Source organism: Streptomyces sp. NPDC053431 (assembly GCF_044544925.1).
In the GTDB taxonomy this organism is placed as follows: domain Bacteria; phylum Actinomycetota; class Actinomycetes; order Streptomycetales; family Streptomycetaceae; genus Streptomyces.
In genome coordinates, this window is record NZ_JBITXX010000027.1 from 44,356 (window position 1) to 57,932 (window position 13,577).

General features: G+C 64.4%; 8 protein-coding genes and 1 pseudogene. 5 read left to right on the forward strand and 4 right to left on the reverse strand.

All coding sequences use genetic code 11. The features are described 5' to 3' along the window. Positions 1 to 118 precede the first annotated feature (118 nt). The 4 genes from ACIGXE_RS34950 to ACIGXE_RS34965 all read left to right on the forward strand — a co-directional run bounded on the left by ACIGXE_RS34950 (position 119) and on the right by ACIGXE_RS34965 (position 7,493). Positions 119 to 1,885 carry a condensation domain-containing protein gene (locus ACIGXE_RS34950; protein WP_399753983.1) on the forward strand — a complete coding sequence of 589 codons (1,767 nt, stop codon included), beginning with the start codon at positions 119 to 121 and terminating at the stop codon, positions 1,883 to 1,885. Then, on the forward strand, positions 1,882 to 5,595 hold the full coding sequence (locus ACIGXE_RS34955) for a beta-ketoacyl synthase N-terminal-like domain-containing protein (protein WP_399753985.1): 3,714 nt from the start codon (positions 1,882 to 1,884) through the stop codon (positions 5,593 to 5,595). Before ACIGXE_RS34950 ends, ACIGXE_RS34955 begins: the two co-directional genes overlap by 4 nt. After that, positions 5,592 to 6,560 (forward strand): nuclear transport factor 2 family protein, encoded by a 969-nt coding sequence (locus ACIGXE_RS34960; RefSeq protein ID WP_399753987.1) that lies wholly within the window; start codon positions 5,592 to 5,594, stop codon positions 6,558 to 6,560. The genes ACIGXE_RS34955 and ACIGXE_RS34960 overlap by 4 nt, the downstream gene beginning before the upstream one ends. 561 nt (positions 6,561 to 7,121) lie before the next feature. Beyond that, entirely contained in the window at positions 7,122 to 7,493 is a 372-nt protein-coding gene (locus tag ACIGXE_RS34965; RefSeq protein WP_399753989.1) for a DoxX family protein, read from the forward strand. Between the two features lie 347 nt (positions 7,494 to 7,840). On the opposite strand, the pseudogene ACIGXE_RS34970 reads toward ACIGXE_RS34965, so the two are convergent. Continuing rightward, positions 7,841 to 8,805: pseudogene (locus tag ACIGXE_RS34970) on the reverse strand (IS3 family transposase); the annotation flags it as partial. Positions 8,806 to 9,074: 269 nt separating this feature from the next. Between ACIGXE_RS34970 and ACIGXE_RS34975 the strand changes: the two are divergent. Next, positions 9,075 to 9,368, forward strand: a complete 294-nt coding sequence (locus tag ACIGXE_RS34975) for a hypothetical protein (protein ID WP_399753990.1) — start codon at positions 9,075 to 9,077, stop codon at positions 9,366 to 9,368. Positions 9,369 to 9,758: 390 nt separating this feature from the next. Here ACIGXE_RS34975 and ACIGXE_RS34980 read toward each other — a convergent pair whose 3' ends face one another. The 3 genes from ACIGXE_RS34980 to ACIGXE_RS34990 all read right to left on the reverse strand — a co-directional run. Beyond that, on the reverse strand, positions 9,759 to 10,100 hold the full coding sequence (locus tag ACIGXE_RS34980; protein ID WP_399753991.1) for an STAS domain-containing protein: 342 nt from the start codon (positions 10,098 to 10,100) through the stop codon (positions 9,759 to 9,761). A 999-nt stretch (positions 10,101 to 11,099) separates the two neighbouring features. Next, entirely contained in the window at positions 11,100 to 11,720 is a 621-nt protein-coding gene (locus ACIGXE_RS34985) for a hypothetical protein (RefSeq protein WP_399753993.1), read from the reverse strand. 1,320 nt (positions 11,721 to 13,040) lie between these two features. Next, positions 13,041 to 13,577 (reverse strand): transposase (locus ACIGXE_RS34990; protein WP_399753995.1); only part of this gene is annotated, 537 nt, incomplete at its 5' end.

Here is a 13,577-nt window from a genome sequence, read left to right on the forward strand (position 1 = left end):
TCCTGCTGCCCTTCTTCACTGAGCACGGCGCTTCGCCGGATGCCGTCGCAGTCCATGCCCATGGCGCCGGCCATCCGTCGGCGCACGTCTACCGCTACACGCAGATGGAAAAATCAACGTGACCGCCAAGAGGAAAACCAACCGCCCCGCACGGTCAGCCACATCACCGGCCGGAGAAAAGCGGCTGAAGCCAAGGGTGAAGCCGCATCGCCCGCTGGAAACAGAGCTGGCCGCACTGTGGCGCGAAGTCCTCGGCCATCAGGACATCAGCGTCCACGACACTTTCGTGCAGGCAGGCGGAGACTCCCTGGCAGCCATGCGAATTACGACAACGATCCGCCAGCGGTACAAAGTGCACGTCCCTCTGCCGACGCTCCTTCCCGATGGAACGATCACCAGCCTGGCCTCACTTATCAAAGCCTCCGCGGCAAAAGGCGATGGGAAACTGACACCCATTGCCCGCGTGTCCTGCGACGCGACGGTGCCCGCCACACAGGGACAGCGGGACTTGTGGACGCACCACCAGGCTGCACCACATAGCGCGGTCTACAGCGAAATACTGCCGATACGGCTGCAAGGGCCGCTGCGCACAGGAGTGCTGCGTCAGTGCATCGAACGACTGGTGGCCCGGCACGAGCCTTTGCGCACCGCGCTCCTAGCCGACGGCGAGCAGCTGGTACAGCGCATACGAAGGGAAGCTGAGCCAGTCCTGGCCGAACTGGACTTGACAGGTCTCTCCGGGGAGGCGGAACGGAACACAGCTCTGGCACAGGCAATGCGCTGGGCCGGCGGGCGTCCCTTCGACCTGAGCGCAGGACCACACCTCAGAGCCCACCTGATCCGGCTGGCCGCGCAAGACCACCTGCTGGTGCTATCCACGCACCGTGCAGCGATGGACGGCTGGTCAGCCAACGTACTATGCGAAGAGCTAGCGACTCTTTACCGCAGCCTCGCCACCGGCCACACTCCCCGCCCGGACCCGCTGCGCCTTCGCTTCGCCGACTTCGCCGCATGGCAACAGCAGCAGCTGGATGAAGACGCCTTCGCGGCAGAGCTGGATTACTGGCGTCACAACCTGTCAGGCGTACCTGAGCAGCTGCTGCTGCCCACGGACTTGCCCCGCCCCCAACGCCCCAGCGGACAGGGAGCACTCGCCTGCACCAGCCTGCCCGGAAAGCTGATGAGCCAGGTCGACGCACTGGCGCGCACCACCGGCGTGACCCGGTACATGGTGCTGCTTGCGGCTTTCCAGCTCCTCTTAGCCCGCTACGCGGCGACCGATGACATCGTCGTGGGCACCCCGGTCTCCGGACGCACACACCCCGACACGCAGCGTCTGGTCGGCTACTGCAGCAACATGCTGCCGATGCGTACCCGCATCGACCAAAACGAATCCTTCGCAGACCTGCTGGCCCGGGTGCGCACCACCGTGCTGGACGCCTGCGCCCACCAAGGGCTTCCCTTCACCTCCCTGCTGCGCGGGTGCGGGATTGACACCCGGTCCGTGACCCCTCTTATACAAGTGGCGCTGGTCCCGGAAGACATCTACGGCCGCACCTTTTCCCTCGACGATCACCTCCGTGGCGCTCTCGAGTACTACGACCTCGGCCTTGCAGAGTACGACCTCACCCTCAGACTGATGCCTGACCCCGTCGAGAACGGCCTGCGGATCGGTGCCGAATACCGCACCGATCTCTTCCGTGCTGCCACCATCGAGCGCCTGCTGGGCCACCTGCACACGTTGCTCGCGTCCGCTGCCGCCCGTCCGCACGCGGCTGTTGCAGACCTGGAACCAGATCCTGACGCAGGACCGACGCAACTCCGCGAAGGGTTTCACCAACCTGCTGCCGGCCGGTCCGGCGAAGCAGACAGGAGAACAACATGAACGGCCCCATATCCCGTGACGCCGTAGCCATCGTCGGTATGGCCGGCCGGTTCCCCGGCGCCCAGGACGTGGACAGTCTGTGGACGATGCTGCTGGAAGGCACCGAAGCGGTGCGCCAGTTCACCCCAGCGGAGCTGCGATCCGCCGGCGTGCCCGCCCATCACGTCAGCGATCCCCGCTACCGGCCTTTCGCTGCCGAACTGACCGGCATTGAGAACTTCGACGCAGCGTTTTTCGGAATCACGCCGGCTGAGGCACGGGTGATGGACCCCCAGCACCGCATCTTCCTGGAATGCGTATGGACGGCGCTGGAAGACGCAGGAACAGCACCAGCATCCTGCCAGGGCCGCATCGGCGTCTACGGCAGCAGCAGTCTCAGCTCCTATCTCGTACATCACGTCCTGGCCTCTGAGGAATACCGCGGCAACGCCTTCAGCTACCCCGTACTGCTCGGCAACGACAAGGACTTCCTCGCGACCCGCGTCTCCTACCGGCTCGGCCTGAACGGGCCCAGCATGACAGTCCAGTCAGGCTGTTCCAGCTCCTTAGTCGCCGTCGACATCGCCAAAAACGCTGTCCTGTCAGGCCAGTGCGACGTGGCGGTAGCCGGCGGAGTGAGCATCTGCACGCCGCAGACCGCCGGCTACCTTCACCAGCAAGGCGGTACGTTCTCAGCCGATGGGCACTGCAGGCCGTTCGACGCCTCAGCCACCGGCATGGTGCGCGGCAGCGGCTGCGGCGTCATCGTCCTTAAACGCCTCGAGCAAGCACTAGCCGAACGTGACCACATCTACGCCGTCATCGCCGCCACCGCTGTCAACAACGACGGAGCTCTCAAAGCCGGTTACACCGCCCCCGGCATGGCAGGCCAGACAAGAGTCATAGAAACGGCCCTAGCCGCTTCAGGCCTGCCAGCATCGGCCATCAGCTACATCGAAACGCACGGCACGGGCACCTTCCTCGGAGACCCCATCGAAGTAGCAGCCCTCACAGAGGCATACACCACGGGCTCCGATCCCCTTCGCCAGTGCGCACTGGGAAGCGTCAAAGCGAACATCGGACATCTCGACGCCGCCGCCGGCATCACTGGCCTCATCAAGGCTGCGCTCGTCCTGCACCACCAGAAGATCCCCCCACAGATCAACTTCACGCAACCCAACCCCGAACTCCGATTACAGGAAACCCCCTTCACTATCCACACCCAAGCCGTCCGTCCCCGTGACCCGATCATCGCGGCCGCCGCAACCTCCCTGGGTATCGGGGGAACGAACGCCCACTGCATCCTTACCACCCCTCCCCCCGCCGACCCGCGCACCAGGCAGCCGGCCGCAGGCGAGTATCTCCTGCTCCTGTCCGGCCACGACGACAAACGCCTCGCCGAAAGCGCCGGCGACCTCGCCGACTATCTGCAGCGCCACCCCGCCACCCGCCTCGACGACCTCGCCTACACCCTGGTCGCAGGCCGCCAGCCCCTGGCAAGCCGCGCCGCAATCACCGCCACCGCCCAGCACGACGCAATCGCGGCCCTGCGGACGCTAGCAGCCGGACAGCACCACCCACCCGACGACCTCCACGCGCACGCCTGGACTTCCGGCGCGCCTGCACAAGACATCGCAGTCGGAGACATCAGCCAGGCAAGGAAGATCCGAATCCCGGCCACCCGCTTCCGCGCCCTGCGCCACTGGATCGACACACCCGCCTCACCACCTCCGCCCGGACACGAAACGTCCCAACAGCAGACCCTTGCCGCGGACCTCCTCCAGGCCATCACCGATGTCTTCAGCACCCACCTGGGCATCAGGTCCATCGAGGCAGATGACGACTACTTCGACCTCGGCGGCGAGTCCCTCGGCGCGGTGTCACTCATTGACAGCCTCAGCAGGCAGCTTCACATCAAGCTGACGCTTCCCCAGTTCACCCGGCTGCGCACTCCCCAGCGGCTGGCCCAATGGGTCACCACGCAGCGCACACCCTCAGCCCCAAGACCGGACACAGCAGGCAACCTCGAGCTGGTCAAGGACGGACGGCCGGGCCGGGAAGTCTTCCTCGTCCATCCCTCAGGCGGCACCACGCTCTTCGCGCATACCCTCGCCGCCCACAGCACCGATCCAAGCCGGCTCTACGCCCTCGGCTATCCCACCGACAACCCCGCACCACCAGCGACCATCCCAGAGATGGCCCTCCGCTACGTCCAAGCAATCCGCACCGTCGCCCCCCACGGCCCCTACCGTATCGGCGGTTACTCCCTCGGCGGCACGGTCGCTCTAGAAATGGCGCGCCTGCTCACTCAGGACGGCGAGCAGGTGGAAAAAGTCATCCTCTTCGACACCCTGCCCCCCTCAGCGAACACACGGCCGTTCAGCGAAGAGGAATTCCTGCAGGCCTTCCCGGCCCTGCTCGCAACCTCGCTCGATCTTCCCCAAACCCCCATTCTCGCCCGTCCCTCCACCCCGGAAGAAGCCATTGACGCAGTGCGCCAGCCCAGCTGGACGCCAGCGACCGTCCGGGAGCTCCGCGCCCTCTACGACGTCTGGCTCATCAGCGCTCGAGCCCTGTCAGCCCACCGCCTCCAGCCTTACGACGGCCCCGTCCACCTGCTGGCCGCCGCCCAGCCCATCCCACCCGGCCTGAGCGGCCTGCCCTCCACGATCGTCACCGACGACGCCTGGAAGCCCTTCCTCACCGGAGCCCTGCACCTGACCGCTGTGCCAGGAAACCACTTCAGCATGTTCCACGACCACAACCTCCCCGCTCTCGCATCCGCGTACGACCACGCCCTCCAAAAACCACCACACCGCCCCCGCATCACACCACCCCAGCTCAAACAACGCCCGACTGCCTGGCTCTTCGCCGGACAGGGAACACAGCACCCCGGCATGGGACAGAACCTGCTGCCGCACTACCCGGAACTCCTGGCAGAAGCCGACGACATCCTCGGCTACTCCACCACACGGCTATGCGCCGGCGACCCTGAACGTCCGCTCACCAACACCGCCTACGCGCAGCCAGCCATCTATCTCATCAACGCTCTCGCCTTCCGCAAGCACCGCGAAGAAACCGGAGAACCCGACCTCGCCCTGGGCCACAGCCTGGGCGAATACAACGCCCTCGAAGCAGCAGGAGCCATCAGCTTCGGCGACGGCCTGCGCCTCGTCGCCCGCCGCGCCGCCGCAATGGCCCGCATCGAGAGCGGCGGCATGCTCGCCCTCACCGGCATCCCAGAACAGCGCCTCCTGGAACTTCTTGCCACGGAAGACTTCCAGCACGTGGATCCCGCAGCCTTCAACGCCCCCCTCAGCCAGACTCTCGCCGGGCCCGAAAGAGAACTCGACCGTCTCACACCGCTCCTGCTAGCCCATGGCGCCCGCGCACTCCGTCGGCTCAACGTCAGCGGCCCCTTCCACTCCCGCCACATGCAGCCCGCGGCCTGTGAACTGCAAACCGCGCTCCGAAACATCACCTGGAGACGCCCAGCCTTCCCCGTCTTCGCAAACACCACCGCCCGCCCCCACCAGCCCCACACCATCCCCGCCCAGCTCACCGCCCAACTCACCCGCCCCGTCCGATGGCGACAGGCCATCGAACGGGCAATCGGCGAACATGCCCCCCGCTTCCACGAAATCGGAGACCAGTATGTACTCACCCCGATGACCGCTCAGATCCAGGCAGCCCTCTCCAACCAGCCCATGCCCTCGAAGGACCCAGGATGAGCAGCCAAGAAATCGAAGACATCTGCACCCAATTTTTGAGTGCCTACGAAACCCGGGACATGGAAACCCTCGGTCGCATCATCAGCAACACGGAAAGCCTCGTAGCCCTGGGAACCCATCAAGACCTCGAATTCCACGGCTGGGACGCTTTCAGGGAATCCTTGACTCATCAATTCTCCGCCACTAGAGACACAAGCATCCGAATAACCGGAATGAAGTGTCATGTATGCGCTGGAGAAAGAGCCGCTTGCGCCTCCCTGACCGCAGACTACCGCGGAAAAGTCTCCGGCCACGATATACAGCTCACCGGGCTGCGCATAACCTTTTCCCTGGAGAAACAGGAAGGGGCCTGGCGCATCATACAGATCCACTGGTCCGCCCCTCAGGAAGGCAGCCTGCTGAACCCGGCGCTGGCAGAACCACAGATCTCGGTTACCCAAGAAAGTGTGCTTGCTAAGGCCCCTAAAAACCCTGGAGTGTGCGCTAAGCCAGGCACGCACAGCCAAACCCATCATCCCCGCGAGGATGTGTCCCACGCATCCAGGGAAGCCTTCTCCGTGTATCATGCGATGGCGCAACGTGTCAGCGAGTCAGTCAACGCTGGAATTTTTGATTTCGCGAAACATATCCTACCTTACACCGATAAAGACTTCACCGAAATCGTAGCAGGAACCTCGCTAGACCTTGCCGCAGTGGAAGAAGGCTTCACTGATATCGTAAAAGTGACCGCAGCGGGGGGAAGCTTCTTATGGGCTGTTGAGTTGGTCAGCGCCCGTGACCTCACGCCTGATACGGTCCTGCTCATCACCACTGCAGATGTCACCTTGATGTACCCCTCCGGGTATCAGGAGAGCCGCAAGTACCGGATAAGTAATATTTTGCAGGAGAGGCCGCCCGGAACGTGGGTATTCCTGCACCAGCATCGAACGACGCTTGAAGAAGGACCCCCCGCTGACGTTGCTTGAGGTGTGCGGAGCCGTCTCAACGCTCCCAGCGGCAGAGCGGGGTGGCGGATTTGAGCGCCGCCTTCGATGAGGCTCGCAGCGGCCGGGCTGGAGCGGCCCGCGGATCCGGAGCGCACGGCACCGCTGATCGTGCCTTCGTCGACCAGATGAAGGCCGTCGGGCGTGCCCTCGAGCCGATCTCTCCATCCTGCGTGCCCCCAGTCCGGACCGGCCAACCAGGCCGCGACCAGAACCGTGACCGAAGCCCTGATGGAAGACCGTGCCCGCCCGTTGCGCCCCGTCCGCCATGGGGTGAAGCCCGGCCCTCGCTGTCCCGAGTCACTGGAGGGAATACGAAGTACAAGTAAGCGGCGCAAGCGAACCTAACAGCGAACAGCGAAGTGCCTTTTTGGAGTATAGATTGCTCAGGCGGAAGGCAGGTTGACCGGGGGAGCGTGATGTCCGGCGGAACGTATCCCGAAGAAGGACCCCCGTGCGTGATCGCTCTCCCCTCCCCGGGCCGCCCTGCAGCTGTCCTCGAGCTCTTCTCGCACGTCCTGGAATGTGAAGGAATCCAACTCCGTGAACGTATCCCTCTGGATTTTGCAGGCGTTGCTTGCCGCCTTGTTCGGCCTGGCCGGCATCATGAAAGCCACGCAGCCCAAGGACGATCTTGCCGAGAAACTGCCATGGGTCGCGGACGTCTCGACCATGACTGTCCGCTTTATTGGCATCGTGGAGGTGGCGGCGGCACTCGGACTCATACTCCCCGCTGTCACGGGCATCGCCCCCCGCCTCACGCCGCTTGCGGCCATGGGGCTCGCCGTCATCATGATCCTTGCCTCGCATACCCACGCCCGCCGCAGGGAACTCCCAGCCATCGCCTTCAACGTACTTCTGCTGATCCTTGCCGTCGTGGTCGCATGGGGCCGGTTGAGCCTGTACCCAATCTGACTTGTCCGTCCTGTCTGGTTACCCGCCTTGTGATGTACCGGACAGCACTCTATAAGGCCAAAATTCTATTCCCCAGCAGAATTCGGGGGTACCAGCGGTCAGGCGGATGGTCTCGGTCGGGCTGAGCGGGAGGCCGGCATTATCAAGCAAGGCCGAAAAAGCTCAGACCTCTAGACACTGCGTTATCGTCAGCTGATGCATCCCCGGCCTCCGACATCAACCGCAACAGAGCTCCGGCTCCGCCCTGACACGGGGCCGGCCGGCCCCCGCCGAGCCTGGGGAGGATAGGTGGGGCCTGAAAGGGGGGTGAATCCAGACTACCGTCTGGATTCACCCCCCTTTCGTCTTCCCCCGGCTGAACACGCCTGCCACACGCCAGCGTCGTACGACCGACAGCACGCTCCGGCTAGGACGTATTGCGCGCCGTTGTCGCTGTGGAACACCGCGCCGTGCAGGCCATCGGCGCCCCGGGCCGCCGCAGCGGCCTTGGGCGCGTCGGTGACGAGCTCCGTTCGCATGTGGTCGGGGATCGACCAGCCCGCCAGCCGCTTCGAGTACAGATCCAACACCGTTGCCAGATAGAGGAATTGACCACCTCCGATCGGGAGATAGGTTATGTCGCCCACGTACTTGGTGTTCGGCGCCTGGGCGGTGACGTCGCGCCGCAGCAGGTCCGGGACGGGCGTCGCCGAGGGCTCGGGGATGGTGGTGCGGACCTTCTTGCGCAGGTGGAATCCGATGATGTGGAACTTCCTCATGACGCGTGCCACCCGCTTGTGATTGACCCGCTCGCCGCTGTCGCGGAGTTCGGCGGTGACGCGCGGGGCCCCGTAGGTACCGTCCGATTTCTGGTGGATCTCGGTGATGCGTTCGGCGAGCTCGGCATCGGCCCGAGCGCGGCCGGCTCGGGCGTCCGCGCCGGCCAGGTGCCGGTAGAAGCCGGAACGGGAGACCCTCAGCATCCGGCACAGCCGCTTGACGCCGAAGGCGTCCCGGTTGTCAGCGACGAACTGGAAGCGGCTGCTCACCAGCTGGTCTCGGCCGCAAAATACTTTGCGGCCCTCCGCAGGATCTCCCGCTCAAGCTCGAGTTCCTTCACCCGCGCCCGCAGCTGCCGGTTCTCCCTCTCCATCGCGCTGGCCTCACCCGCGCCGGGCCGGGCGGCCTGCTCGGCGTCCCGCACCCACGTGCGCAGCGTCTCGTGGTTGACGCCCACGTCCTTGGCCACCGACGCATAGGTCCCACCCGGACTGGCGTGGTACAGCGCGACAGCATCGGCCCGGAACTCAGGCGAGTACCTCGACGTCCCCAACGGGAACTCCTATCCTATGGATCTTCACGATCCAATGATCAGGGTGCCCACGATCAAGGGACAACGCCCGTGTGTTACCGCATAAACCTCACGATGCGGCAGCTCGCGCCCCTTGTCCGGCTGCTCGCCCGCGACGGTGTCGCCTGATCCTGTCTCTGCGGCTCGCGATCGAGCAGGCCCCCGGCCGATGTGGTCGACCGGCTGACCCTGCTCCCGGCCGGCGACCGGAAGCCTGGCGCGACCTCACGCACTACCGGTTCTCGGCGAACGTGCAGGTCATCATCGACGCCGACGAAGCTGGTCATCGCCCCCGGGTCCGGCCGATACCCGGCAACACCGCGGACGCGAAGGCCTGGCCGGACTCCGGTCTGGCCCAGCACTGCGAAGGCGTGACCGTGCTGGGCGACGGCGCCTACCGTGGAGGAAGACAACGCCGAGCACCGCGAGTCCCGGCCCGCTTCGAGCACGCCTTCGCCCGCATGAAGTACTACAAGATTCTGCGCGACTGCCGCCAGCGGCCACGGACTCCACACGTGGTCCAGGCGGTCGCCCGCGCCGCTTGACCACGCCAGCCCGAAACCGGCCATGACCTGCCCAGACAACCGAGTATGAGTCGTCAGGGCCGAAGATTCCGCCATTGTCGGGCACTGATGCCGGGCGGGCTTGCTGTAGGGTCGGGCGCGTCGCCGGACGATGGCTCAGGCTCTGGCTCTGCCGTCGCGGATCGTGCTGGAGTGCGCTGAAGGCGCCGTATGGCCGCTGCTCGGTAGACTCATCTCCAGCCCGTGCCGATATGGCGTGCGCGGGTGAGGCCCGGCGCCCAGAGCTCTGGGGGCAGCCGTCGGGCCGCCCAAAACCCGGCTGGCTGGCACGCAGCAGAAAGCTGCGCTGCGACGCTCCATCTTGTCAGGCCACTCGTGCATCGAGTCGGATGCTGGTCCACTTTCGCGCGGTTATCCGAGTTCGGCGCGGGGCCATCGAGTGGGCATCCCCCCTGGCTCGCGCGGCGTGATGGGCAGGGGGTGGGGGATACAGTGCAGCAGCCGCGCGAGTTGAGCCGGAGTGTTGCGGATAGCCAGGGCGGTGCCGTGGGCATCCGCGGTTTTCTGGGCGGTGATGAGGGCGCTGAGGCCGGCGCAGTCGCAGAAGTGGGGCTGGTCCACGACCCGCTCGTGGCGATGGATGGCGTCGAGGAGCGCCAGGCGGATGCGGAGGGCGGTGGCGATGTCGAGTTCGCCGGTCACGCATGCGACCGTCTGGCGGCTGTCGTGGGTCACGAGGACATGGGCGTTCATTCCAGGCCTCCCTGTAAGGGGTGACTGGGTGTCCCGTGAGCCCGTAAGGAGGGTCTCAGACGCAGAAGTCCGGATGCGCAGGGTGCGGATCTTGCGTCGGCGCTGCTCTGGCTGTTCAGGCTTTCGAGGGCTGCGGTGGGGAAGAGGGGAAGTTTCCACTGGGCGGGGTAGGCGGTCCAGAAGACGTTCCAGCCGGCTGCTTCCGTGGGGCCGTCCCCGGCGATGCCCGCGCCTGGGACGGCCATGGTGTAGCCATTGGGGAGACAGACGGACACGCCGGCCTCTGTGTTTGAGTGATGATGGAGCCGACGGCAGCCGGCCACTAGGACACAGTTGTCGACCATCCGGCGATGGCGGCCCAGCCGCTGTGATAACTCGACGCGGGCGACGCGGTGGCGGCGCTCGCGTCGAGTCATCGGCCGCAGGTGGTGATAGTCGTAGCCCTTGTCGGCGCGCAGCTCCGTAGGCGTCGACACCGGCGTGACCGGATCGGCGGCATGCCCGGTGTCGTGCATGGTCGCGCGCGGAGATGCCCAGGGCAAGCGGCAGTCGCGTTCCTGTCGGTGATCAGGTGGATCTTCGATCGTGACTTGCCTCGGTCAGTCGAACTCGGTCCCGTCAGTGGGGCCCCTTTGCAGCCTGCAGGCCGATGGAATCGATCGCTCGCCGCGCTCCAGTCCAGCTGTCCGCCGGGGCCGAGTTCGTGGAGGGTGATGCGGTACAGCCGGACCCAGATGCGGGCTCGACTTTATGCCCCCGCCGAATAGTTCCCGGATCTGCGCTAGATCTCCCGTACCTGGCTCCTCCACCGCGGCTGCGGCCAAGTTCCCTTCCCCTGGACAGACAGCCTGACCGGACTGGTGCAGTGCACCGCTGCACTACAGGGCTGGGCAAAAAACTGCCTTATCCCCGACGGGCGCCTTGCACACAAAGATTCATACACCCAACCTGTTCAGACAGTTTCAGCAGTCGCCCCAAAGTCGAAGACTTGCGGAGAAATCAGGAGTTGGGCCAGACATAACCGATCGTTTTCAGTGAATAAGTAACCTCACAGGAGGCGTCCAGATACTCACTGTCCCCTTTTTCCTCAGCCATTGTTCTCGACATGTTCAAATCCTTCAAAGTGACCGCACTTAAGGCCCCAACGCTGTCCGACACGTTGCACAGTGTGTCGTCATCCGAACCCGGGTCGTAATCCTTGATCTTGGCGGAAACTTGAATAGAGCTGTTGGGCTTCACCTCCAGTATGACCTTGTTATTCTGCTTCAGGTCTGATCCACTGCATGTCGTGCCCGTTGAGCCGCTGCACAAGCGGGTGGCGGCGAAGTTATATGAAACACCGCTATCCATGTAGCGGTACTTTTCCCCCGTGGCATTCCACCAAGAATCACCACCGTGGCCGCCGTCGCCTCCGAAGTTGCGGTACTGCTTATTGATCGACCAAGGTAGGTAGCCATTCGTTGAGAGTGTGCTAAGGCTCCCCATCGCGTCTGCGGTGCAGTCACTTAAGAGGCAGCCATCCTCGATATCGTCAAGCCGGACAGTATTGAAGGAGACCTCCACCTTGTAAGCGAGCGGACGCACTTGCGTGGCAGCGGTTGAAGAATTGGTTGGGATCATCACGCCTAACGCTATCGCCAATGGCGCTGCGAGAGTGTACCTCTTGAAATGAGTTAACATGGCTGTCTCCGAATCCGTTCTTGGCGTCATCTTCGGGCGAGATGCCTGGAGGTGGCAGAGTAAAATCTGCTCATTCTGGACACGTCTGATACTTTGGTGAGCCTCTGTGAGCCCGCATCTCGCAGGAGCGAGGCAGTGAGGTGACGTGCCCGCCTCGTGGCTGCGGCACGTGGTGACTTTACCCAATATGGACGTCAGGTATGCCGCGACGGTGTCACTCTGAACTCTCGGACCATGCAGCTCCGAGCCGCGACTATGGGAAAACGGCAGAGCAGGATTATTAGCATCGTTCGCTTCTGCATCTGTCAATGGATTCAGAGCGAATAGAAAATTCGAGCGGAGCGGCTGGTTTCTGAGCCTGCCGCAGTCGACCATGTTGCGGATCTGTTGGGTTTGCGGCCTGCGACCGCACCGCGCCACTGCGTTCAAGCTATCGACGGACCGTACTTCGTCGATAAGATGCACAATGCAGTCGACCTGTATCTGGATCGGTCTGAGAGGCGCTTGTCTGTGTGGACGAGAAGAGCCAAATCCAGACCGCTGGACCCCTTCCAGCCGATGACGCTTGGTTTACCGCAGCCGATCACGGCTGCGTGCGAGCCGGCACCGCCACGCTGTGTGCCGCCCTTGAAGTGGCGGCGGGCAAGGCAAGCCTCACTGCGAGCCGCCACCGGGCGGGTGAGTTCGAAAAAGATCATCATCAGACTCGACCAAGGGGCGCCAGCGGTGCCTGACGGGCATCTGCTGGCCAACTACGCCACCCGCAGACTACGTCGATCAAGATCTGGCTGCTCCCCCTCTTCCACCTGCACTTCACACCCCCCGGCTCGTCCCGGTTCAACCTCGAGCTGGCAGTCCGAGGGCTGACGAACAAGCACAAAGGCGAGACGTTACAACAACGCACAGGCGCTGGGTGAGGAACGACCGTGCCCGGATTGCCGCATGGAATACCGCCCCTCGCCCTACGGGTGGACGAGGATGGCGAACGAGAGCCTCGAGCCTCTCGGGAGTCACCCGAACAGAGCCCCGACTCGGCAGACTGGAGTCGCTGCTACCCGACCCGGGGGAAGCGCGTCTGCGTTGCCAAAGCGTGACCAGCGGAAGTTCTCGCAGGTTTGCAGTTTCCAGTCCCGTTTGTAGTTATTGGAAGTGAACCCAGTCCGTGTATCGCTATCCCCGCGAGGTCTTTCCAGGTCGGTCGCCCACGGGGGAGGGTGACGCTACTGCCGGCCCCTTTAGAGGTCGTTTTCGTCCGATGTTTCATGCCGAGATGGGCCGGTTGGCGGCCTTCTTTGGGTCGCGCCAGGAGATGGTGTTCTCGCCTGTGAGGCGGCGGGCCATGAGGTCGGTCATGGCGATGTGGATCACGGCCTCGGAGCGTTCGGGCAAGGTCTCGTAGTCGCGGGCCAGGCGGCGGTGGAGCATGAGCCAGCCGTAGGTCCGCTCGACTGCCCATCGTTTCGGGATCGGGGTGAATCCCCTGGTCCCGGGCTTGCGGGCGGTGATTTCCATGTCGATGCCGAGAGCTGCGGCATGTTCCACAAGATGCTGTCGGTAGCCGCCGTCGACCCATACCTTGCGGACGCCGGGGTGGCCGGCGGCGACCTGGAGAGTGTCGGTGACGATGCTCCGCTTCCTGCCGACGATCCTTTTGCCGGCGTCGATGCCCTGGCCGGAAGCCGGGACGCTGGTGGAGGTCTTGACGCTCTGCGCGTCGATCACACACGCCGAAGGCCCGCCATCCCGCCCTTCCTTCTCCCGCAGCAGCTGCCGCAATAGGCCGTTGAGCTGGGCGAA